The organism is Stenotrophomonas sp. YJH_SMC_6 (genome assembly GCF_059371335.1).
The window spans coordinates 185765-208834 of the sequence record NZ_JCAFUM010000010.1; the positions used below are offsets into that span (position 1 = coordinate 185765).

Genomic DNA, 23070 nt, shown 5'->3' on the forward strand with positions numbered 1-23070 from the left:
GGTAATGACGATAGGCGCGGCTGCGCACGCGGCCGGCGGCGGGCGACACCCGACGGGGTAGAGTCGACTGTTAGTCGACTGCTGTTGGCGATACCGTCTGGAGGCCCGCGCTGCGCGCGATAGTCGACTGACAGTCGACTCTACCCCGTCGGGCGACCCAGGCCAGACGAATGCCCCCGTGCACATGCTCCACAGGCATCACCTCATGCCCGCGCAGCATTCTGCGGCGCACATCACCACCCGTAGCATCAAACCATGCCCAGCCCACCCGCCGATCCCAGCGCACCGCTCGTCGCCATCGTTGCCTGCCACGGCCAGGGCCTGTTCGAGTTCGGCTGTGCGGTTGGCCTGTTCGCGCCGGTGCGGCCGGAACTCGGCGTGGCCTGGTATCGCACCCAGCTGTGCGCGGGTGAACCCGGTGCGCTGCGCATGCTCGGCGGAACGCAGGTCCAACTCCCCTACGATCTCAGCAGCGTTGATGACGCCGACATCATCGTCATTCCCGGTTGGCGCGAGCCCAGCGAGCGCCCACCGCAGGCACTGCTCGACGCACTGGTCCGTGCCCACGCACGCGGCGCGCGCATCGCCTCGATCTGCTCCGGTGCCTTCGTGCTGGCCTGGGCCGGGCTGCTCGATGGCCGCCAGGCCACCACCCACTGGCGCCTCACCGAAGCGCTGGCACGCGAGTTCCCACACATCGATGTGCGGGAGGATGCGCTGTACGTGGATACCGGCAGCATCATCACCTCGGCCGGCTCGGCCACCGGCATGGACATGATGTTGCACATGGTGCGCAAGGATTACGGCGCGCGCGTGGCCAACCTGGTGGCCGAGCGACTGGTACTGGCGCCATGGCGTGATGCCGAACGCAGCCAGCGCGTCAGCCGCGCCATTCCCCATGGCGAGCCCACGCGCCTGGCAAGGCTGATGGAATGGATGCGCCGCAACCTGCGCGAGCCGCACTCGCTGGGCAGCCTCGCCGAGCAGGCCGCACTCAGCCAACGCACCCTGCAGCGGCAGTTCCTGGAGGCCACCGGCCTGTCGCCCATCGACTGGCTGATCCGCGAGCGCGTCGCCTACGCCCGCGAGCTGCTGGAAACCACCGATCGGCCGCTGCAGTGGATTGCCGAGCAGGCTGGCTTTGGTTCGCAGGAATCGTTCCGTCGGCACTTCCGGGGCCAGGTCGATGCGAGCCCTACCGAGTACCGCAGCCAGCATCGCGGCGGTGTTGGCGCGGATCGGTTGGTGGGCTGCTGATCCAGCTCAGCGCTCTCCAGCGCCACGTGAGAAAAGGCTCACGGCGGACGGTGGAGACCCACGTATAGTGATGGGCGTCACACGAAGCCCCTTCCATGCTCCACGCATTTGCTTACTCCAGCCACATGTCGGCTGGGCTTTCCGATGAAACCCTCCGCCAGATCGTCTCGGGCTCTGCCGCGTTCAATCGCCGGGTGGACGTTACCGGAGCGCTGCTCGTCGACGGGCAGCGGTTTTTCCAGTACATCGAAGGCCCGCCCGACGGCCTGGAGGCGGTCAGGCGCCGCATCCAGGACAGTCGTTCGCACGCCGCCGTCACCCCGGTACTGGACATGGCAATCGGCGCACGCGCCGTACCCTACTGGGCGATGACCCGCATCGAGACCGGGCAGATCGTCGTGTCCGGGCTGGTCAATGCGCGATGGGACGAATTTGGCCATTCCGTTCCAGGCATGGATCAGCTCGTTGGCCTGCTGCGTCCGCATTTCCCACGCATCGGCACCGTCGAGCCGCCACGCGCCCCCGCCTGATACAGACTGAACCGACGCCTTGCGTGCGCCTGCCGACGCGGCCGTGCGCTACGTTCGGGCGTCATCATCAGGATCCTCCTTCCCGCTGTCTTCGCCACGCCCATCGCATGCCAGTACCCGCCCCACCTGCAATGGAAAAACGCGCATCGCCCGCCGACCTGTTCGAGATCGTGATCGTGCGTGCAGGCACCGCCCTGTTCGCGATTGACATCCAGGCTGCCGTCGAAATTCGCGGCCTGGAGGCATTCGGCCCTGCAGACCGCAACGGCAGGCCGACCCTGGAAGTCCGTGGGCAGCCATTACCCGTGGTCGACCTGCGCCGCATGAGCGGCCAAGCGGCATTCGACGGTGGCAGCCCGGCCATGCTGTTGATCAATGCCGGTACCGCAACGCTGGCGCTGGCCGTGGATGAGGTGCTGGAGATTGAGACACCGGACGCGAGCGCACGCGTCCCCGAGCGTGCCGCAGGCCGATCGTTCGGCTTCTGCAGCCGGCACATTCAACTTGACCCGGCGCGCTCGGCTGCACTGATCGAACCGGTGGCACTGCTGGGCGCACTTGCCGCGCCGGAGTGACCGGCGGCGTCTCAGGATCGTCCTGCCAAGGCACGGTTTCGCAGCCTCCAGCACTGCGCGGCCACGCCGATCACGAACACCACCAGGCAGACCAGCAGCGTGTGCAGCACCACCGGGGCCATCGGCGCGGCAGCAATCGGATGCGCTGCCGGCACGCGGGTCAGCGTTTCGTTGACGCCGGGCACCAACGACAGCAGGAAGCTGAAAGACAGCGCAAACGTCGATGCATAAGGTGCTGCGCGCCCCAGCCAGCGCAGCCGCGCGGCCAGCACGCCGCCGAATGCCACCAGCAGCACGATCACCCCGAATGCGTGGCCGGGGTTGATCCCGCCCGTGCTGGACACGGTGAACGAGGTGGCCACCGACAGCACCAGCCCCACCAGGTACAGCTTGCCCGCGCGCGTGGCGGGATCGATTGCGCGATGGCGAATGAAGGCATACAGGCCACTCAACACCGGGATCAGGCTGACAGCGGTATGGATCACGCCAAGCGTGGACAGAGGGTGGGACATGGGACATCTCCAGGGATAGAATGAACCTACTAGTAGGTAGGCATTGGACTCAAAAAGAAGGCCCGCGTCGCCGCAGGCCCACCACACATCTCTCAGAGCGCCGCACTCACCCGCGCGATCGCCAACTGTGCCAGTGCCGCGAAGGTCGCCGCGTCACCAAAACCGCGCGCGGCCAGCATCGCGCCGTGCACCGAGGACATGAACGCCCTGGCCTCGTCCGCAGGGGAACCCTGCAGGCGCAACTGGCCCAGCGCCGCGCCCTTCTCCAGCGTCACCGTCAGCCACCCGCTCAGATCCTCGAAATGCCCGCGCACTTCATCGGCAATCTCCGCAGGGATCATCGGCGCCTCCGCTGCCAGCATCGCGCAGATGCAGAACGACGACGTCCCCCCTGCAATGCAGCTGGACCAGTACTCCACATAGGCGTTGAGCTCCTGCAGCGGGTCGTCCAGCTGCCGGTCCAGCAGCGCCAGGCCTTCGCGCGCCTCGGCCCGGTACAGTTCAACCACCGTGCGCACCAGGTCCGCCTTGCTGGGGAAGTGGTGATGGATGCTGGCCTTGCTGATGTTCACCCGCGCGGACACGTCGGCGTAGCTGAAACCGTTGTAGCCACCGGCCTCCAGCAGCGAACGGGCATGGGCCAGGATCTCCTGGGCCTTGGGCGAGAGCGACTCTTTCATGTCGCCAACCTACTAGTAGGTTGAAACGCTGTCAACTACCCGCTGCCGGGCTCGCCGGGCATGGCCCGGCGCTACCCACGCCCCGCTCAGTCCTCCTGCACCAGCTTGAACTCGCGCAGCAGACCACCGATCTGGGTCTTGTCCAGCTTGTTCATCAGCAGGTTGCGCAGGAACGCTGGCCCGGGAATGTCCAGTTCCTTGCCATCACGCAGGCGCCCGGTCGCGGCCAGCAGCGAGCGCACGTCGTAGGTGGAATTGAACACCTCGGGTACGCCGCGTTCGATATCCAGCAGCGTGTACACCGCTTCCATCGGCGTGCGCACCGAGTACTCTGTAGTGAAGATGCAATCGCGCTGCTTCGATTCGGCGAACTGGCCGATGAAAGCGAAGTTCACCGCACCGTCCGGCACCACGTCCGGGCGATCACCGGCCTGGCGCGGCATGAAGAACGCGGTGATGTACGGCATCATCACCGGCACCGTCTTCGCGCCCGTCGCCGCCAGCTCGTCGATCTCCTCCACCGGCACGCCCAGGTGGTACAGCCACTCGCGGGTGATCTCCTCGCCGGTGCAGTCCTGCATCGGCTTCTTCACGTAGTCGCCGGGCGTATCCACGAACAACGAATACACCCAGACCACGATCTGGTCCTTGGGCTGGTTCTTGAAATGTGGCTGGCGATTCACCGTCCAGCTCATCAGCCAGCGCGAGTCGCGCACGCTGACGATGCCGCCGGTCACCACTTTGCCGCTGAAGGGATCGCGCTTGGCGATCTTCTGGATGTAGGCCGGAATGCGCGCATCCAGCGTGGTCACCGTTGCCGATTCCCACTTGGTTTCTGGAATGTGCGCGCCGAACACATCCGGACGCCCGAACGCGTCATCCTTCGCGGCAATGCGGCGCCACAGGTCCCAGGCAGGCGCCGGGCCTTCGTTCAGGCGTGCCGCAGTGTGGTGGTCGCCATTATCCGAGTTCTCGGTCAGCGAACCGATGGTCATGAACAGCAGATCATCCGCGCCGAGATCCACGCCACCGGCTACACCGTCATGCATCCAATGGATGCGCGTGGCCTGCTTGCGGTCCGGCTGCAGATCAAAGTCGACGTCGGTCACCTCGGTACCGAACTGGAACACCACGCCCTGGTCCTGCAACCACTTCACCAGCGGCAGCACCAGCGATTCGTACTGGTTGTACTTCGTGAACTTCAGCGCCGAGAAATCCGGCAGGCCGCCGATATGGTGGATGAAGCGATGCAGGTACAGCTTCATCTCCAGCGCCGAATGCCACTCTTCGAACGCGAACATGGTTCGCCAGTACAGCCAGAAGTTGCTGTCCAGGAAATCACGGCCCAGTACTTCGTTGATGCGCTTGTTCTCCATCTCCTGACGGGTGGCCAGGAACAGCGCGATGATGTCCTTCTGTGCCTGCTCGGTGAGTGTGAACAGACCGTCGGTGTGCGCATCTTCGCCGCGATTGATCGTGGCGCGCTGCAGCGAATAGTTCGGGTCGTCCTTGTTCAACCAGTAGAACTCATCCAGCACGCTGGCATCCTCGATCTCCAGCGACGGAATCGAGCGGAACAGATCCCACAGGCACTCGAAATGGTCTTCCATCTCGCGACCGCCGCGGATCACGAAACCCTTCTCCGGCACCTTCAGGCCATCCAGCGCACCGCCAGGAATGTGCTGCTGTTCAAGGATGGTGATGCGTTCACCGGCCATGCGCCCGTCACGTATCAGGAACGCAGCGCCGGCCAGTGAGGCCAGGCCTGAACCGACGAAGCATGCGCGCTTGCCATCGACACCGGCGGGCTTGCGCGGGCGCGCAAAGGCTTCGTAGTTGCCACTGCTGTAGTACATGCGCTGCTCCTTCCTGGAGGGGGTGACCCCACTCTAGCGCCGAACCGATGTACCGATTCCTGCATGCATGCTGCGACCGAATGACGCAGCGGCGTCAGAGCTGGCGGCCCAGCAGCATGCCTGGCCAGCCGTCCACGTTGAACGGCGCAATTCGCGTGTAGCCGCAGGACTCGTAGAAGCGCACCAGATCACCGCTGCCTCCGCCATAGCAGTCCACGCGCAGATGGTCGAGGCCGGCAGCGCGCGCCTGCTCATCGGCAAACGCCATCAGGCGACGGCCAATGCCGCGCACGCGCGCATCACGCGAGGCCACCAATACCCGCACGTACAGCTCCGGCCCATCGGGCGCCGGCACATAGGGCATCGACTCGCCCAGCGCCAGGAACGCACGCACCTCACCCTGCTCGTTCTGGGCCACCCATGCGCCAGGCAGCGCGCACGCATCGGTCACCTGGGTGATCCGGCGTGGCACCGTGGACCATGGCTCGCTGCCCCATTGCTGCAGATTGCCGATCGACACGAACCATTCGATCACCTCGTCGAACAGCGCCAGCACCGCAGGGGCATCTGCCGCACTGGCGCGGCGGATGGTCAAGGTGTCCTTTCCTGTTTCAGTCATGCACGTACTCCTGTCAACGCGTCAATCAGCTGTCACGAGGATGCCGGCCAGCGGCCAGCACTACCAGGGTCGGAAGTCCCTGGGCCGGATTTGACATGCAGGCATTTACCTGCATATAGTCCATCCCAAGGGCGTCGCCTGCCGCCCCATCGCGAGGAACCTGCAATGGTGGATATCGCACACAGGGTCGGCTTCAAGGCCCCCGCAAGCCAGGTGTACCAGGCCCTGGCCACCCCCGAAGGCGTCGCCGCCTGGTGGGCCGAAGACACCCGGGGCGACCGTGAGGTCGGCGGCACGGTCAAGGCGCGTTTCACGAACAACGGCCAGGAGATCGGCGCGATGGAAATGAAGCTGGAACAGCTCATTCCAGGCGAGCTCGTGCTCTGGCGGTTCATCGCCGGTCCCGCCGAATGGATCGGCACCCACGCGCGCTTCGTGCTGAAGCAGGAAGGCGATTACTGCATCGTCCTGTTCACCCATGAAGGCTGGAAGGAGCGCGTCGAGTTCACCTCCCACTGCAGCACAAAGTGGGCGGTGTTCCTGATGAGCCTGAAGGCCCTGCTGGAGACCGGCAAGGGCCAGCCCAACCCACACGACGTCAGGATCGACAACTGGAATTGAAGACATCCCCATGGTGGTAGACAACGTGCGCGACGCAGACAAGGTCTTCAAGGCACTGGCCGATCCCACGCGCCGGACGCTGCTGGACCTGCTCTGCGAGCACAACGGCCAGACCCTGGGCCAGCTGTGCGAAAACCTGGACATAGCCCGGCAATCGGTCACCCAGCACCTGGGCCTGCTGGAAGACGCCAACCTGATCAGCACCGTGCGCCGTGGCCGCGAGAAGCTGCACTTCATCAACCCGGTGCCCCTGCATGAAGTCTACGAACGCTGGGTACGCAAGTTCGAGCAGCAGCGCCTGAGCCTGCTGCATGACCTGAAACGCGAACTGGAAGGAGAATGACGATGTCTGCAGAGTCAACCCGCTTCATCCACGTGATCTACATCGCGTCCACGCCACAGAAGGTGTTCGAGGCCATCACCCGCCCCGAGATCGCCAGCCGCTACTGGGGCCACGAGAACGTCTCCGACTGGAAACCCGGCTCGCGCTGGCAGCATGTGCGCGCAAACGAAACCCGCTCGGTCGAACTGGTGGGCGAAGTGGTGGAAAGCACCCCGCCCTCGCGCCTGGTCATCACCTGGGCCGCCGCCTCGCAGGCCGACAACCCGGATGCCTACAGCCGCGTCACCTTCGACATCGTGCCCTACCAGGACATGGTGCGGCTGACCGTTACCCATGAGGAGCTGGAACCGGGCAGCGGCATGGATACCGGCATCCGCCAGGGCTGGCCGATCGTGCTGTCGAGCCTGAAGTCGCTGCTGGAAACCGGCAAGGGATTGGACGTATTTGCGAAGCCGAACTGAGTCGTGCCGCAATCGGCGGCGGAGCGCCATCCGCCGCCAGCGCCCCCCATCCGGTCAATCGCTCAATCTGCGCGAACGTCCATAACTGCCATGCACATCCTGCTTGATCCAATCGGCCAGCAGGCGCAGGTAGCCGTCGGTGATCCGCGTCGACACTCGGTTGCCCTCGGCATCGGTGCGGAACTCGACCATGCCGTGGTCGGTATCCGGGAACAGGTAGGTGTCGATCGGTTGCCCCGACGCGCGCAGGCGCGACAGGATCGAACGCGTGGCGGCAATCGGCGCGGCGCGGTCCTGCTCGGCCAGCACCCACAGCAACGGCACCTTCAGGCGGCGCAGCGCGGCCTCGGCGTCGTAGTCCCAGATCAGCTCCAGGTTGTCGAATCGCGCGCGGCCGATCCGGCGCAGGTCGGCGTCACTCATGCGCAGCATGTCGCCGCTGTATTCGCCGCTGATGTTCTTTGCCCACGGTGTGGCACCGATCTCCGTACGCACCTTCGCCAGCGCCTCGAGCCCTTCTTTGAAATGCGTGCGCATCAACTGCGCGGTCGCGTCTGAAAGCTGGCCGACCTGCTTCATCGCCGTTGCATCCAGCTGCATGCGGCGTGCCTCGTCGAACAGCTGCTCGCGGTCCTCCTCGATCGGCGACACCACCAGCCCGAAACCGATCGCCACGAAATCCGCCTGCGAACGCGTGGCCGCCAAGGGCGCGATCCAACCGCCCTGGCTGCCACCGAAGTACCCGGCACGGCCGAAGCGACCTTTCGCCAGTTCACGCGCCTTAGCAAGCGCCGCCGCTGCGTCGTCAGCGAGCAGCTCGAAGTTCTGCGTGTACTCGCCATCTGAATCGCCGGTGCCACGCTTCTGGTAGGCGAACACCGAGATTCCCTGCGCCACCAGCATGCGCTGGTAGATCGCCGCCACCGCCATCGTGCGTTCCGAGCCGTGCACCAACACCACCAGCGGCCGCGTCGGGTCTGCCGGCCCTGCCGGCTCGATCAACTGCCCGACCAGCTTGGTTCCCGCGCTGATGAACGTTGCATCGGTATCGCGGCTCGCCAGGCGCTGCCAGCGCTGCGTGGCTCCCGCAGGCGTCCTGAAGCTGACCACATCGCCGCTGCAGCTCACCGGCGCGTTGGCATCGCCGGTGGCGCCGCGCCGCCCGTCCAGCATCAGATAGCGCTGCCCCGTGGCCGGTGCCGCAGCGGGTGCGCCCAGCACCACGATGTTGCCCTGCCCGTCACCGTAGGCACTGACCGTGCACAGCTCGGCGGCTGCAACCGGCAGGCCCGAACACACCAGCACCGCGCTCAACAACGAACGACTCCTCCACCCTGCCATGCCCTTCCCCGGTATCGTGAACCCGCCTCGTGCGGGCACCCGGCGCAGCCTAGCGCGTTCGTTCGCCAGATTCATGCTGCAACCGCTCGCCGTCGCTCCCCTTCCACGACCATACTGGGCGGACGATAAGGGCTTCAGAGCGCATCATGCACACACATCTCGAACATGTCGGCACCACCCGCCTCCTGCGCATCGACCCGCAGGGCCCGATGCTCGATGCCAGCGCCCTGCGCGATCTGGTCGGCGATGCCCTCGGGCACCAGACCGAGTGGATCGCCGTACCGGTGCAACGCCTGTCGGCAAACTTCTTCGAACTGCGCTCCGGCATGGCCGGGCAATGGCTGCAGATGCTGGTGAACTACCGCCTGCGTTTCGCCGTGCTGGGCGATGTCAGCGCCTACCGCGCACAGAGCGAATCGCTGGACGCGTGGATCACCGAGTGCAACCGTGGTCGCGACGGCTGCTTCGTGGCCGATTGGGATGCTCTGCTGGCGCGCCTGCCGGCCTCGGCCAGTTAGCGCGCCGTCCAGCCCCCATCCACCGGCAGCGCCGTGCCGGTAATCTGCGCCGCCGCGTCCGAAGCCAGGAACACCACCAACTCGCCCAGCTGCTCGGGCGTCACGAACTGCAGCGAAGGCTGCTTCTCAGCCAGCAGCGCGCGAGCGGCGGACTCCTGATCCGTGCCTTCCTTCTCCGCCAACGCAGTGATCTGCTGCTCGACCAGCGCCGTCCGCACCCAGCCCGGGCAGATGGCATTGGCGGTGATGCCGGTGCCCGCATTCTCCAGCGCGGTCACCTTGGTGAAGCCCACCACGCCGTGCTTGGCTGCTACATAGGCGGACTTGTTCACTGAGCCGACCAGCCCGTGCACCGACGCGATGTTGATGATGCGGCCAGCGCCCTGCTGCTTCATGTGCGGCAAGGCCGCCGCCGTTGCATGGAACACCGCCGACAGGTTCAGCGCCAGGATCGCATCCCATTTTTCGACCGGGAATTCCTCGATCGATGCGGTGTGCTGGATGCCCGCGTTATTCACCAGGATGTCGATGCGGCCCATCTTCGCAACGGCGTGGTCGATCATGCCTCGCACTGCCTCGCCCCGCGACAGGTCAGCACTGTCATGCGCCACGCGCACGCCGAACTCAGCATCCAACCTGGAACGGATGCGTTCGATCTCCGCCGCGTCGCCGAAGCCATTCAGCACGATGTCGGCGCCCTTCCGCGCCAGCGCCGTGGCAATGCCGAGACCGATACCACTGGTGGAGCCGGTGACCACCGCAACCTTTCCAGAGAACATGGGCGAGCTTCCATTGGGGGTGGGCCGCCAGTGTACCTACACGGGCCAACCCCCTTTAACTAGCGCCCGATGTCGGCCCACCATTAGAAGCGGATGCCCGCCCGATCAACGGTCGCCAGCGGGTTGGCCTTCCGCACCGCCTCCAGGAACAGCAGGAAGTCGCGGTTGAACAGCGTCAGGTTGTTGGTGAACGTCACGCACTTTCTGCCCGATGCTTTGCTGAAGCACACCTGCCAGACATAGCGCCCGTAGATCTTGTCGGACGTTCGCGTGACTGAGGTGATCTGCGAAAGCGGAACCGCCGTGGGCAACGGCCCACGCCGCAGGTAAAAGGACGCCGCATCAAAGAAGTAGTGCTCCCGATCCTCTTTTCCATCCAGCATCACCAAGGTCATGGACCTGCCGGAAATCCGGCGCGGGGCATGCAAATGCAGCCCCGATTTCACAGACGAGCAAGCAGTTGCTGACATTCGCCGAAGGGTGAACCAGAGGATCACCAACGGAAGTGCCGCGAGGACAATGAAACCTACGGTCTTCAAAACAGTTTCCAGCGTGCTGGGCACACAGATCTCCAGGATGAACTTTCAGGCGATACCCAAGTAGATCCACGTCACGCGTGGATGGCTCTCGCCTCAACGCCTTTTCACTTCCAATGGTCCGGCCCCAGGAACGGCAGGCTCAACACAAACACCGGCACCGCTACCGGTACCAACGCGGCGCCCAGCACCTTGCTCGCCGCCGAACCCACACCCGGCTTGTCCTCCCTCTCTGGCAGGATCCGCTGCGCCCGCGCGTTGATCGGCTGTGCCAGCTTCCCCTTCTCTGCCAGCGCCGCAGCATCCGGCAACTTCACCCGCTCGCCGTCGCCCTCGAACAGCGCGCTGTAATAGCTGCCGCCCTTCCTTGAAAGATTGCAGGCGCGGTCAAACGCCAGCGCGTAACGGGTCCGGTCCATCGGCAGGTAGTAGCGCGCCCGCTCCTCCACGGCCTTGGCCTCACGCGGGAGCACCTCAATCCGCTCCAGCTTGAACTGTCCGGCCAGCTCTGCCGTCACCTGCTGCGGCCGCAGCAGCAGCGCATAGCTGCCGTGCACCTTGGCCTTGTTGGCCGGGTCGCGCCAGTCTTCATGGAAGTACATCTGCGCGCAGGCCACCGCCTCGCGCAGCGGGCTGTCCATCAGCGCGCGGTACTCGCGGAATGGCGCGGCATTGAAGCGCATCGGCTCGTCATAGCGCGGCAACAGGTACAGCTGGCCGTCGTCGGCGACGAACGCACTGGTGATCTCGCGGCTGGAAGCGTGCTCCTCCGGGCCACTGGCACAGCCGGACAGTAGGCCAAGGCACAGGGCGGAGAGAATGAAAAAAGACGTTCGCATGTCGTGTTCGAGGGCCTGCCTGGAAAACCGGCCCCGCCCAGAAGGACGAGGCCAGCCCACCATGTTGCCACGACACGGCATGCGATGCAGACCCCGCCTTACTTCAACCGCTCCACCAACCGCTGCCCCACCTCCAGCGCCGAAGCCGGGTTCTGCCCGGTAATCAGCTCGCGGTCCACCACCACATGCCCGGTCCACGGCGTGGCATTGCTGCTGAACAGCGCACCCGCCCGCTGCAACGCGGTCTGCGGGTAGAACTTCATCTCACCGCCGCCCAGCATCGGCTTGGCCTGCTCTTCTTCCTGGTTGCTGATCACCGTCATCTGGTAGCCCCTGTAGATCCACTTCGGCGTGGCCGGCACCGCACCGGCTTCCAGCTTTGCCACGAAGCCCGCAGCATCCGGCAGCGTGGACAGCAGCGCGATCGGCCCGTGGCAGACCAGGGCGGTGGTCTTGTTGCGCTGGTGGAAGTCGGCCAGCAGCCGACCCAGCGCCGGGCTCTTCAGCAGGTCCTGCATCGGTGCGTGGCCACCGGGAATGTAGACCGCATCGAAACGCGCATACCCCTGCTGCTCGATGCGCGCCAGGCTGACCACCGGCGAGGCCGTCGGCGAGGTCAACGCCAGCTTCTCCAGCAGATCTTTATGCAGCTTCAACTGCGCGGCATCGTTGCCGAAGTACGCCGGCGTCACCGAGGACGCATCCACCGTCGGCGCCCGCCCCTGCGGCGTGGCGAAGGTCACCTCGTGGCCCGCGTGCAGCAGCAGCTTGACCGGCTGCATCAACTCGTTGAGATAGAAGCCGGTGGACAGCACCTTGCCGTCCTTCAGGTCCAGGTGGTTTTCGTCGGACAACACCACCAGCACGTTGGCGGCATGCGCGCCGCTGGCGGCCAGGGTCAGGGCCAGCGCTGCGGCCAGCCGGGTCATCAGGTTCATGGGGAGCTCCTATCGGGGAATGGCCGCCACTTTATTCATCGCCCCAGCGGCGATAAATTGGCTCCATCGCAAAACATCTGTTCCCCGGAGAGCCAAATGAGCCGCAAGTTCGACTACCTGGGCGATGTGGAGGTGTTCCTGGCGGTGGTCGAGCACGGCTCGTTCACCGCCGGCGCGGTGGCGCTGTCCACCACGCCCTCGGTGCTGAGCCGCGCGGTCACCCGCCTGGAAGCGCGGCTGGGCCGGCAGCTGCTGCAGCGGACCACCCGCCGCGTGGGTCTGACCGACGCCGGGCGGCTCTATCTGGAACAGGTACGCACCGCCTTCGGCCTGCTGGACGACGCCGAGCGCGACGTACTGGCCCAGGACGGTGCGCTGGCCGGCCGCGTGCGCCTGAGCGTGCCCACCACCTATGGTCACTACCGGCTGCCGCCCGTGCTGGCGCGCTTTGCGCAGCAGTACCCGCAGGTGCAGGTGGAACTGAACATCACCAACCGCAACGTGGACCTGGTGGCCGAAGGCTTCGACCTCGCCATCCGCCTGGGCCAGCTGCCGGACAGCGGGCTGGTGGGGCGGAAGCTGGAGGATGCGCCACTGCTGTTGGTGGCTTCGCCGGAGTACCTGCAGCACCGGGGTACGCCGCAGACGCTGGACGACCTGCAGCAGCACCTGTGCCTGCCCTTCGTCATGCCGCGTACCGGGCGGCTGGCGCCGTGGATCTTCCGCGACGGCGGGCGCGACGTGGAGTGGCTGCCGCGTTCGTCCATCGAGACCTCCGACGATGTGCTGGGCGTGGTGTCGCTGGCCGAACAGGGCATCGGCATCTGCCAGAGCTACGAATTCATCGTGCGCGAGCGGTTGCAGCGCGGGCAGCTGGTAGAAGTGCTGCCGCAGCTGCGGGGGCGGTCGCGGCCGTTCTCGGTGATCTATGCGCCGCATCGGCGGCAGTCGGCCGCGGCGCGGGCAATGATTGAGTTGCTGGTGGGGAATGCGACTGAGGATCGCGCTGGTTGAAGCAGGAAGGCTCCTTGGCGGTGTCGGGTTTGAACCGATTTTCGGGGTGTGCGCTCTGTCGGGTGCCACTGCCTGCCAAGGCTGACTAAGAACTGTTGCAAAGAAGACCGTCGCGCTATTCGCTTGTGGCGTGGGCGATTGCGCCAGCTTGATTCGCCATCAGCAGAGCAGCTGCGCAAATGCGTCCGGCGGTGTCGCGTGCTGCACGCATGGAGAGTGCAACAATAGTTCTTCGCTCTCGGATTCAGCGATTCCTTCGCGAATTTCTATTGGCATTCGAAGCGGCCGCGTAAACACCATGGCGCGCCACCGAAAAAGGGTGGCAGCGGGTCTGCAAACCCGTGATGAGAGATGCACCTGTAGTTTGCGCTTGCCCGTCGGCACCGTCCTTAACCGGTGCCGGCGGGCAATCCGTCGGCCTTTCTGGCGGGCGGTGCGTGGGGGCCCTCGGGCCCACCGGTCTATGGTGCTATTTCATCCCGGTTTGCAGCCACGCATCGTCCGCCACCTCTTCACGGTGGCGCTGTTAAGCACAGCCACGGAAGCCGACGCCATGAACGAATCCGATACCTTTTCCTCGTACACCGTTGTTGAGCCCATCAACGACGACACTCCCCTGCACGACCTGAATTCCCTGCTCGGCATCCTCAAGCGCATGCGTGGCTGCGAGGGCGCTGATGGACTGCCCTGGCCGGAGAACGACGTCTCTCCCGGGCGCCGCGTGAGCCTGGCGAGGACCGAACGCGCGTTGGTCGGGCTGCTAACGGTGCTGGAGGTGCTGCACTCGGCAGACCGCTGCCGGGTGGCAGCGGAACCAGAGCGGCATCTGGATGAGGGGGTGGTTGATGGGCTATTTCTGGCTTGCCGGGGATTGGCTGAGTGGGCTTGTCGGGAGGTTAGGCCGGAGTGACCTGCCTGACCGGAGCAACGTACAGCAGATTTGATTGGGCGTCACATTGATTAACACGCGCCTCCTGCCAGGAGCGAACATGGCAGCTCCACCCGGCTGAAGAGCATCGGAGCAAATTCCTCCATCCATGACCAATCACGGTCGAGAGCGGCGAGACCCAGCAAGCCAGTTCGGTCATCCTCCGGAAAGGACGATGCATGCAAACGAGACCGAATGAGCCGCAGTCTTCTACGCGGCGATGTCATAAGGCCATCCTCCGGCATTTGGCCAGCCCTACCCCAACGCGAACTCGAGCTGATCGAAGAAGCGCGGGATACTCTCGTATTGGTACATCCTCCAGTAGGCGCGCGCCTGCTGGTCTACCTTCACATGTCCGAGCAGGCGAAAATCGCGCATAGATGGAAAAGTACGCGACGCTGCCGCCAGGGATGCCGCGTCGATATCGTTGAAGTAATCGCTACCCATTGAGGGCGCATCGAAGCTTCGAATCACCTCCCCCACGATCACAAGCGCAGCTACAACATGCATCATATCGAGAAGTTCGAGCTCGTACTCCTGTAAAGAAAGATGCGCTGCCGTGCGATCGGCATGTTGCTTTAGAAGGCCGATCCGCTTGTGGAGTCGACCGGGAGCCTTGAGTAGGTCAGTATCTGTCCGCGCGTATTCACGAAAGAATTCCCTTAAAAAGACGAGGGCGCGATGAGCATCTTCGAAAGTATTGCTTCCTCGCTCGGACCAGTAGTGCGCATGCTCTTCAAGCACTCCGTCGGACAAGCGGCCGAAATTACCTCCAGTAAGGTCTGGCTTGGCGGCATGATCAAAGACTTTCCGGCAGTTCAGGGACAGCGAGTTCAGCGTTGAGAACTCTAGGTACGACTGCGATACGCGAAAGGGCAAGTCGCCCGAAGCATCCATATCTTCAGCAGCCTGCGCGGTGCCAAGAAAATAGTAGAACGCCGGAAGGCTCATGCTTGCGCGTGACATAACGCCTCGCAGAAAGTGGACTGATCGCAGCTTCCCGTGGAGCCGAAACGGCTCTTCCTTCCGCTGCATCCTCTCCGCACGCGCATCGAGATCAAATTTTCGGCTCATTGCTTCGCGCCTGCTTGGCTACGCCGCTCAAGAGTCAGAAGTCGACGCCTGACTGGATCAAGAACACCGACGCTAGTACCTTGATGATCAGTACTCATTATTGTCATCTTCCCACATATTTCGCGCCAGCCTATCAACATCAATGCCAAAGTACTCTATCGCATCATAATGACTAGTCGAAACATAACTATCACCCAATCCACAAGCAAGAAGCTTTGAGTATCCTGAAATCTTCAAGCCGCATGCAACGCAGAAGAACTCCTCTGGCCGCATTGCTTGACGTTCAACAACACCATCTTCCGCAGTTGATGTTTTGGCTACGCCCATTGCGCGCCCCTGCACGAGCGCAGTGGCGGTACAGGAAGGACAATTAACTCGATGACCATAGTGGCGCAAAGACGCAGCCGCAGCCTGGTCCAGAGCCGTCTTCCTGTCCTCGTCTGACTTCGAATCCCAAACAACCTTATGGGCATTGATAGCACCAAGGACGCTCTTCGCGGCGCCATCATTAAGTGCTGATATATCTTCCCTCGCCTCTTTTGCCTCAGCATCTCCGAAAAGATTTTCTAAAGAAGACCCACAATGACTCAAGAGCACATCGCAGACAGCAAAGAAGTGCGGCCGCCAGGACGACGAGCTAGAGCTTTCAAAGTTCAGGTTTCCAGAATGAAGCTCCGAGTTTCTCTTTGAGAAATGTGCCAAGCAAAAGTTGACATGCTCGCGCGTAAACGCAGGGACCAATTCTTCGGCGCGCCCAATTAATTCTGTAATAGGGGCGGTTCGAGGAACGAATTTAGCCTTCTTCGGAGCATGCCCAAGTGCATAAAGAATATTATTCCAGTCGGAACCGTCTGCCACAAGCGCCGGCGACACATGCGAAATTGATGCTCTTATCAACATTTCCATGAGGAAAGTTGACCAAAGCCCATACTGCCAATCGGTAGAATTAGCCTGCATAGCCTCCGAATACAAGTCAGACTTGGCTAAGTAGGAGCTCTTTGACCACTCGTGATCGACCCTAACTGCCATCTATCCTCCCTCACTCCAAGTAGACCCTTTTCAGCACTCTTCCACGAGAACTCGACGACACTTCCGACCTGCCGTGCAGGGTTCGCCAATTGTCCACCACCAGTACTTGGCCAGGCTCATCTAGGGCAACGCTACTAATACTCACATCCCGAATACGATCGTTAATCATTCGCACAGCACGGACTGCTATCGAATTTACGGGCTGAAGGAATAGTGTATCCCAACGAAATATGTCACCATCCACCATTCTTAGTGGAACCTGACGACCATCAAGCGGCCTCCGAGATCGCAAAATTGCCTTCTTAAAGAAGTCCCGTTCCTGCGGGTCAATCAGACTATCTCTGTGCACTATATTTGTCTTCACGTCACGGGATCCCACGATACAAATAAGCGCAAAGTAGCGCGGAGGGATGCTCCAGTGAGCCATATCGGTATGAAATGGAAATACCCCTAATCCGAAATTATGGCTATAGCTGGGCCCCATACCCACACCAACCCTTGGCACGAGCTCTTGAATTGGCTCAACGCCATAAATTTGGTCAATATTTCCTAAAGTCTGCTCGACTTCAGTTAATTCGAAGTTCTTAGAAATTTTGGTCTTCGCAAATCCGACATCTTGAAGCTGTCGTTGTCATGAACTCATTCTAAGACTCCAGAATTCTGAGAACTCAACGGCTCATCCATAGAATATGAATTGGCCCGATGCGAACAGCCACAGTGGCTGCCTCACTTGAATCTCGGATGTCAACGAGCGTTCACCCTTTTTCTTCTGCCCTAATATTCCAATCACGCCTTTCCTTGGATTCTCCACAGGTTGTGCATACGAACTCACCCGTATTTGACCCCAAGTGATACTCCTGCTCAACTCGAGGGTGATTGCAGGGCTTATTCCCCCAACTTTTCCGAAGCTTTTCCGCCTCTCGCATTTGCATAGCAATCCGTTGTGTATGCCTGAGAAATTAGGTGTTGATCGTTTTGATCTTACGACCACAGAAGATCTTGGACAAGCTGCCTCGAATTGACCCCGAGTGCCGGGAAGCCGCTTGGGATGCAAATGGCAATGAATGGCGCAAAGCACCTCATCAGCGCTCGCGGCGAACAAAAAAGGGCGCCTCTCGGCGCCCTCGTTCTTTCAACTCATTCCCACTCAATGGTCGCCGGCGGCTTCCCCGAGATGTCATAAACAACCCTCGACACTCCCCGCAACTCATTGATGATCCGGTTGCTCACCGTCCCCAGGAACTCATACGGCAGATGTGCCCAGTGCGCCGTCATGAAGTCAATCGTCTCCACCGCACGCAGCGCAATCACCCACTCATAAGCACGCGCGTCGCCCACCACGCCCACCGACTTCACCGGCAGGAACACGGCAAACGCCTGGCTGGTCTTGTCGTACAGGTCGGCCTTGCGCAGCTCATCAATGAAGATGGCATCGGCCTTGGCCAGCAGCTCGGCGTATTCGCGCTTCACTTCGCCCAGGATACGCACGCCCAGGCCCGGGCCCGGGAACGGATGGCGGTAGACCATGGTGCGCGGCAGGCCCAGCTCAACGCCGAGGCGGCGCACTTCGTCCTTGAACAGCTCGCGCAGCGGCTCCACCAGGCCCAGCTTCATGTGCTCCGGCAGGCCGCCCACGTTGTGGTGGCTCTTGATCACGTGCGCCTTGCCGGTCTTGCTGCCAGCCGACTCGATCACGTCCGGGTAGATGGTGCCCTGCGCCAGCCACTTGGCGTTGCTCAGCTTGTTCGACTCTTCGTCGAAGATCTCAACGAACAGGTTGCCGATGATCTTGCGCTTGGCTTCCGGGTCGCTCACGCCTTCCAGCGCGGCGAAGTAACGATCGGCGGCATTCACGCGTACGACCTTTACGCCCATGTGCTCGGCGAACATCGCCATCACCTGGTCGCCTTCCTGCCAGCGCAGCAGGCCGGTATCCACGAACACGCAGGTCAGCTTCTCGCCGATGGCCTTGTGCAGCAGCGCGGCCACCACGGACGAATCGACGCCGCCGGACAGGCCCAGGATCACTTCGTCATCGCCCACCTGTTCGCGCACGCGGGCGATCTGGTCGTCGATGATGTTGGCGGCGGTCCACAGGGTCTGGCAGCCGCACACGTCCACCACGAAGCGGCGCAGCAGCGCCTGGCCCTGCAGGGTGTGGGTCACTTCCGGGTGGAACTGCACGCCGTACCAGCGCTTTTCTTCGTTGGCCATGGCGGCCACCGGAATGCGGTCGGTGGTGGCGGTGATGGTGAAGCCCGGCGGTGCAACGGAGACGTGGTCGCCGTGGCTCATCCAGACATTCAGCTTCGGCTCGCCGCCGTGGTCGCTCAGGCCCTTGAACAGCGCATCCGGGTTGATCACATTCACTTCGGCGTGGCCGAATTCGCGCTGATCCGCGGCTTCGGTGGCACCGCCCAGCTGCGCGGCCAGGGTCTGCATGCCGTAGCAGATGCCGAAGATCGGCAGGCCGCTGTCGAACACTTCCTGCGGCGCGGCCGGGGCGCCCGGCAGCGTGGTCGATTCCGGGCCACCGGACAGGATGATGCCCTTGGCGCCGAACGCAGCGATGTCGGCCGGATTGTGGTCCCACGCCCAGATTTCGCAGTAGACGCCCAGCTCGCGGATGCGGCGGGCGATCAGCTGCGTGTACTGCGCGCCGAAATCGAGGATGAGGATCTTGTCGTTATGGATGTTGGTCATGGTGCCGTTCCAGTGGTGTTTTTCGCAGTGCCCGGCGCTTCAAGGCTCTGCGTCAGCGTGGCGATGAACGCCTCGCGTTGTTGAATATGTGAGGGGTCTTCCTCGTCCCAGCGCAGCATCAGCAGGCCCTGTGGCGCCTGCCGGTTGTTGGGGTCAGCGCGCGGCAGATCCGCGACTTCCTGCACTTCGGTGCCAGGCACGAAACGCCGTTGCAGGGCGCGCATGGGGTAGCCGGGTTGTTCGGGGTCGCCCCATGCGACGAAGCGCACGTTCATCCGGCTCGGCTCCAGCGGCCCCAGCTCTGCGATCACCCTGGGATCTTCAAAGAGGTGGTCCAGTCCGGTAACGCACTGCAGGATCACCTGCAGCGGGCGCACACCCGTGCCCTTCAGCAGCCAGCGCTGCTCGCCGGCAGCCTCCATGTGCCAGCCTTCCGGCAGGGAGAATGAATTCTGGCACTTCTGCACGTCCTGCAATTGCGAAACCGCCGCGCCCGGAGACCCGGAGCGCGGCGGCGGTTCGGACACCGAACAGCCTGCCATCAGCAGGCTGCCCGTAATCGCAAGAGCAGTTCGCAAGCGCATCAGGCGCGGTAGTTCGGCGGCTCTTTGGTGATGGTCACGTCGTGGACGTGGCTCTCACGCTGGCCGGCGCCGCTGATCTTCACGAACTTGGGCTTGCTGCGCATGTCTTCGATGGTGGCGCAGCCCACGTAGCCCATGGTGGCGCGCAGGCCGCCCATCAGCTGGTGGATGATGCCGCCCACCGGGCCGCGGTACGGCACGCGGCCTTCGATGCCTTCCGGCACCAGCTTGTCGGCGGTGGCGGCGTCCTGGAAGTAGCGGTCCTTCGACCCCTTCTCCATGGCAGCCAGCGAACCCATGCCGCGGTAGCTCTTGTACGAACGGCCCTGGTACAGCTCGGTCTCGCCCGGCGATTCCTCGGTACCGGCCAGCAGGCCACCGACCATGATGGTCGAGGCACCGGCGGCCAGCGCCTTGCCGATGTCGCCCGAATAGCGGATGCCACCGTCGGCGATCAGCGGGATGCGGTCCTGCAGCGCTTCGGCCACCAGATCAATGGCGGTCACCTGCGGCACGCCGACGCCGGCGACGACGCGGGTGGTGCAGATCGAGCCCGGGCCGATGCCGACCTTCACTGCGTCCGCGCCGCTGTCCAGCAGCGCCAGTGCGGCTTCGCCGGTGCAGATGTTGCCACCGATGACCTGCACCTGCGGGAAGTTCTTCTTGACCCAGCTGACGCGGTCCAGCACGCCCTGCGAGTGGCCGTGCGCGGTATCGACCACGATCACGTCCACGCCGGCGGCGACCAGCGCTTCCACGCGGCGATCGGTATCGCCACCCACGCCGACGGCAGCGCCGACCAGCAGGCGGGTCGACAGATCCTTGGCAGCGTTGGGGAAGTCGGTGTTCTTCTGGATGTCCTTGACGGTGATCAGGCCACGCAGTTCGAACGAATCATTGACCACCAGCACCTTTTCGATGCGGTTGCGGTGCAGCAGCTGCAGCACTTCATCCGACGCGGCGCCTTCCTTGACCGTGATCAGGCGATCCTTCTTGGTCATGATGTGGCGGACCGGATCGTCCAGCTCGGTTTCGAAGCGCATGTCGCGGTGGGTCACGATGCCGGCCAGCAGGCCGTCGCTGCCCACCACCGGCACGCCGGAGATGTTGTGCGCCTGTGTCAGGGCCAGCACGTCGCGGATGGTGGTTTCCGGGCCGACGGTGATCGGGTCGCGGATGACACCGGCCTCGAACTTCTTGACCTTGGCCACTTCCGCGGCCTGCTGTTCCAGGCTGAGATTCTTGTGGATGATGCCCATGCCGCCGAGCTGTGCCATGGCGATGGCCAGGCGGGCTTCGGTGACGGTATCCATGGCTGCGGACAGGATCGGAAGCTTCAGCTTCAGGTCGCGAGTCAACCGCGTTTCGAGGTTGACGTCCTTGGGCAGGATGGTCGAGTGGGCGGGGACGAGCGAGACGTCGTCGTAAGTGAGTGCTTCAGCCTGGATGCGCAGCATCGGCATACCCGAGATGTGGGGAAGCGCGACATTTTACCCCTTTTTCGCGCCCTGTGGCAGGGGGTAGATGCGACGCAGTGTCGCGCGGGCGGCGATTGGTTCAGGGGGCCATCCGGGCCGGCGGCATACTGCCTTTGGTAGGTGCCAACCTTGGTTGGCACCTACCAGGAGCGAGTCATCGGCCTGCCTTTGGTGGGTGCGGACCGTTGGTCCGCACTACCCTTCAGACACCTGTGCTCCTGCATTGTGCCGACCAACGGTCGGCATCCACCTTAAGAGGATCACTCAGGCCAGCACTGGAGCGCCTTTGGTAGGTGCCAACCTTGGTTGGCACAAACAGCCAGAGGCCCTCACCCCACCTTGGGGTCCAGGTGCCGGACGGATCGTGCCAACCAAGGTTGGCACCTACCAGGAGCAGGGCATCACCCTGCCCCGGCATTGTGCCGACCAACGGTCCGCACCCACCAACAGCAGTTCTCCCCAATCGCAGGTCAGCTCAGCGCTTCCGCCGCTTCCAGGGTGTTCTGCATCAACGTGGCCACGGTCATCGGGCCGACACCACCCGGCACCGGGGTGATCCAGCTGGCCCGCTGGGCAGCGGCCTCAAACCCGACATCGCCCACCAGCCGGCCGTCGTCCAACCGATTGATACCCACGTCGATCACCACAGCGCCCGGCTTCACCCACTCGCCCGGCACGATGCCCGGGCGGCCCACCGCCACCACCAGGATGTCGGCGTTGCGCACGGCCTGTTCCAGCACGTCCTTCGGGGTGAACTTGTGGCAGCTGGTCACAGTGCAGCCGGCAATCAGCAGCTCCAGGCCCATCGGGCGGCCGACGTGGTTGCTGACGCCCACGATGGTGGCGTTGCGGCCACGCACCGGCTGGTCGGTGTGGCCCAGCAGCGTGGTGATGCCGCGCGGGGTGCACGGGCGCAGGCCGAACTCGCGCAGGGCCAGGTGACCGACGTTTTCCGGGTGGAAGCCGTCCACGTCCTTGCGCGGGTCGATGCGCTGGATCAGCCGGCGCGCGTCGGGGATGCCCGGCAGCGGCAGCTGGATCAGGATGCCGTTGATCTTCGGATCGGCGTTGAGCTGGTCGATCAGGTCGAGCAGCTCGGCCTCGGTGGTACCGGCCGGCAGATCGTAGTCGTGCGCCTCGATGCCGACCTTCTCGGCGGCACGACGCTTGTTGCGCACGTACACCGTCGAGGCCGGGTCGCCACCGACCAGCACCACAGCCAGGCCCGGACGGCTGCCGCCAGCGGCGACGCGGGCGTCGACGCGCACCTTCAGGCTGTCGAGCAGGTCCTCGGCGATGCGGCGGCCATCAAGGATGCGGGCAGGATGCTGGGAGGCGGAATCGGTCATCGGGAGCGGGCGTGGGGCGGCGGGGACGCTATTGTCCCTGATTCAGGCCCCCTCGCCCACCGCCGCGCGCCGGTAGTGCCGGCCGCTGGCCGGCAACCCCACGACGTCGGAACGTTTCCGTATCTGCCGGCCAGCGGCCGGCACTACCAACCGCCGGCTTCGGCAATTCCCGACCCGGGTAGTGCCGGCCGCTGGCCGGCAACCTCATGACGTCGGAACGATTCCGTATCTGCCGGCCAGCGGCCGGCACTACCAACCACCGGCTTCGGCAATTCCTCACACGGTAGTGCCGGCCGCTGGCCGGCAACCTCATGACGTCGGAACGATTCCGTATCTGCCGGCCAGCGGCCGGCACTACCAACCACCGGCTCCGGCAATTCCCCACACGGTAGTGCCGGCCGCTGGCCGGCAACCCCATGACGTCGGAACGTTTCCGTATCTGCCGGCCAGCGGCCGGCACTACCAACCGCCGGCTTCGGCAATTCCCGACCCGGGTAGTGCCGGCC

The 23070-nt window shown here is 63.7% G+C and carries 24 protein-coding genes; 9 read left to right on the top strand and 15 right to left on the bottom strand.

Translation table 11 applies throughout. The features are described from left to right. The first annotated feature begins 255 nt into the window (after positions 1-255). From ftrA to AC5P9N_RS13260, 3 genes are all read left to right on the top strand, one after another. Positions 256-1257: a transcriptional regulator FtrA gene (gene ftrA, locus AC5P9N_RS13250; RefSeq protein ID WP_111118100.1), complete on the top strand. Its 1002-nt coding sequence runs from the start codon at positions 256-258 to the stop codon at positions 1255-1257. Between the two features lie 95 nt (positions 1258-1352). After that, positions 1353-1787, top strand: a complete 435-nt coding sequence (locus AC5P9N_RS13255; protein WP_012479978.1) for a BLUF domain-containing protein — start codon at positions 1353-1355, stop codon at positions 1785-1787. Between the two features lie 23 nt (positions 1788-1810). Next, on the top strand, positions 1811-2362 hold the full coding sequence (locus tag AC5P9N_RS13260; RefSeq protein ID WP_224481844.1) for a chemotaxis protein CheW: 552 nt from the start codon (positions 1811-1813) through the stop codon (positions 2360-2362). An 11-nt stretch (positions 2363-2373) separates the two neighbouring features. Here AC5P9N_RS13260 and AC5P9N_RS13265 read toward each other — a convergent pair whose 3' ends face one another. From AC5P9N_RS13265 to AC5P9N_RS13280, 4 genes are all read right to left on the bottom strand, one after another. Continuing rightward, positions 2374-2874, bottom strand: a complete 501-nt coding sequence (locus AC5P9N_RS13265; protein WP_005413048.1) for a hypothetical protein — start codon at positions 2872-2874, stop codon at positions 2374-2376. Between the two features lie 92 nt (positions 2875-2966). Then, complete coding sequence (locus AC5P9N_RS13270; RefSeq protein ID WP_043035135.1) at positions 2967-3554, bottom strand: TetR/AcrR family transcriptional regulator; 588 nt, start codon at positions 3552-3554, stop codon at positions 2967-2969. Positions 3555-3640: 86 nt separating this feature from the next. Further along, positions 3641-5410 (bottom strand): oleate hydratase, encoded by a 1770-nt coding sequence (locus AC5P9N_RS13275; RefSeq protein WP_099484512.1) that lies wholly within the window; start codon positions 5408-5410, stop codon positions 3641-3643. Positions 5411-5504: 94 nt separating this feature from the next. Then, the gene (locus tag AC5P9N_RS13280) at positions 5505-6029 is read right to left on the bottom strand and encodes a GNAT family N-acetyltransferase (RefSeq protein WP_005413051.1); all 525 of its coding nucleotides are present in this window, start codon (positions 6027-6029) and stop codon (positions 5505-5507) included. A 165-nt stretch (positions 6030-6194) separates the two neighbouring features. Between AC5P9N_RS13280 and AC5P9N_RS13285 the strand changes: the two genes are divergently transcribed. Genes AC5P9N_RS13285 through AC5P9N_RS13295 form a run of 3 tightly spaced genes read left to right on the top strand, consistent with a single transcriptional unit; the run spans position 6195 to position 7454 of the window. After that, entirely contained in the window at positions 6195-6650 is a 456-nt protein-coding gene (locus AC5P9N_RS13285; protein ID WP_012479974.1) for an SRPBCC family protein, read from the top strand. A gap of 10 nt (positions 6651-6660) precedes the next feature. Further along, positions 6661-6993 (top strand): ArsR/SmtB family transcription factor, encoded by a 333-nt coding sequence (locus AC5P9N_RS13290; RefSeq protein ID WP_005413053.1) that lies wholly within the window; start codon positions 6661-6663, stop codon positions 6991-6993. Between the two features lie 2 nt (positions 6994-6995). After that, positions 6996-7454 carry an SRPBCC family protein gene (locus AC5P9N_RS13295; RefSeq protein ID WP_005409329.1) on the top strand — a complete coding sequence of 153 codons (459 nt, stop codon included), beginning with the start codon at positions 6996-6998 and terminating at the stop codon, positions 7452-7454. A gap of 54 nt (positions 7455-7508) precedes the next feature. Here AC5P9N_RS13295 and AC5P9N_RS13300 read toward each other — a convergent pair whose 3' ends face one another. After that, on the bottom strand, positions 7509-8759 hold the full coding sequence (locus AC5P9N_RS13300) for an alpha/beta hydrolase family protein (RefSeq protein ID WP_239498943.1): 1251 nt from the start codon (positions 8757-8759) through the stop codon (positions 7509-7511). 182 nt (positions 8760-8941) lie between these two features. On the opposite strand from AC5P9N_RS13300, the gene AC5P9N_RS13305 reads away from it, so the two are divergent. Continuing rightward, a complete protein-coding gene (locus AC5P9N_RS13305) occupies positions 8942-9313 on the top strand; it encodes a DUF4180 domain-containing protein (RefSeq protein WP_099484510.1) in 372 nt (123 codons plus the stop codon). Here the strand turns inward: AC5P9N_RS13305 and AC5P9N_RS13310 are convergent. From AC5P9N_RS13310 to AC5P9N_RS13325, 4 genes are all read right to left on the bottom strand, one after another. Further along, the gene (locus AC5P9N_RS13310; protein WP_099484509.1) at positions 9310-10092 is read right to left on the bottom strand and encodes a 3-hydroxybutyrate dehydrogenase; all 783 of its coding nucleotides are present in this window, start codon (positions 10090-10092) and stop codon (positions 9310-9312) included. The genes AC5P9N_RS13305 and AC5P9N_RS13310 overlap by 4 nt on opposite strands. A gap of 83 nt (positions 10093-10175) precedes the next feature. Continuing rightward, positions 10176-10655: a hypothetical protein gene (locus tag AC5P9N_RS13315; RefSeq protein WP_239498942.1), complete on the bottom strand. Its 480-nt coding sequence runs from the start codon at positions 10653-10655 to the stop codon at positions 10176-10178. Between the two features lie 80 nt (positions 10656-10735). After that, entirely contained in the window at positions 10736-11467 is a 732-nt protein-coding gene (locus AC5P9N_RS13320) for a hypothetical protein (protein WP_099484506.1), read from the bottom strand. Positions 11468-11565: 98 nt separating this feature from the next. Further along, positions 11566-12405, bottom strand: a complete 840-nt coding sequence (locus tag AC5P9N_RS13325) for a type 1 glutamine amidotransferase domain-containing protein (protein WP_099484505.1) — start codon at positions 12403-12405, stop codon at positions 11566-11568. A 96-nt stretch (positions 12406-12501) separates the two neighbouring features. Between AC5P9N_RS13325 and AC5P9N_RS13330 the strand changes: the two genes are divergently transcribed. Together AC5P9N_RS13330 and AC5P9N_RS13335 are read left to right on the top strand one after the other, a co-directional pair. Next, positions 12502-13419: a LysR family transcriptional regulator gene (locus AC5P9N_RS13330; protein ID WP_099484504.1), complete on the top strand. Its 918-nt coding sequence runs from the start codon at positions 12502-12504 to the stop codon at positions 13417-13419. 553 nt (positions 13420-13972) lie between these two features. After that, the gene (locus AC5P9N_RS13335) at positions 13973-14329 is read left to right on the top strand and encodes a hypothetical protein (protein WP_099484516.1); all 357 of its coding nucleotides are present in this window, start codon (positions 13973-13975) and stop codon (positions 14327-14329) included. 273 nt (positions 14330-14602) lie between these two features. Here AC5P9N_RS13335 and AC5P9N_RS13340 read toward each other — a convergent pair whose 3' ends face one another. The 6 genes from AC5P9N_RS13340 to folD form a co-directional block, all read right to left on the bottom strand. Continuing rightward, the gene (locus AC5P9N_RS13340) at positions 14603-15421 is read right to left on the bottom strand and encodes a hypothetical protein (protein WP_099484503.1); all 819 of its coding nucleotides are present in this window, start codon (positions 15419-15421) and stop codon (positions 14603-14605) included. 87 nt (positions 15422-15508) lie between these two features. Continuing rightward, on the bottom strand, positions 15509-16450 hold the full coding sequence (locus tag AC5P9N_RS13345; RefSeq protein ID WP_123958489.1) for a hypothetical protein: 942 nt from the start codon (positions 16448-16450) through the stop codon (positions 15509-15511). A gap of 1137 nt (positions 16451-17587) precedes the next feature. Further along, positions 17588-19153 carry a glutamine-hydrolyzing GMP synthase gene (gene guaA, locus AC5P9N_RS13350; protein ID WP_099484502.1) on the bottom strand — a complete coding sequence of 522 codons (1566 nt, stop codon included), beginning with the start codon at positions 19151-19153 and terminating at the stop codon, positions 17588-17590. Further along, positions 19150-19629, bottom strand: coding sequence for a hypothetical protein (locus AC5P9N_RS13355; protein WP_180863313.1), 480 nt, complete (start codon positions 19627-19629; stop codon positions 19150-19152). Before AC5P9N_RS13355 ends, guaA begins: the two co-directional genes overlap by 4 nt. Positions 19630-19736: 107 nt before the next feature. Beyond that, a complete protein-coding gene (gene guaB / locus AC5P9N_RS13360) occupies positions 19737-21194 on the bottom strand; it encodes an IMP dehydrogenase (protein WP_049483302.1) in 1458 nt (485 codons plus the stop codon). Positions 21195-21685: 491 nt separating this feature from the next. Continuing rightward, entirely contained in the window at positions 21686-22564 is an 879-nt protein-coding gene (folD, locus tag AC5P9N_RS13365) for a bifunctional methylenetetrahydrofolate dehydrogenase/methenyltetrahydrofolate cyclohydrolase FolD (protein ID WP_005413112.1), read from the bottom strand. Positions 22565-23070: the final 506 nt, after the last annotated feature.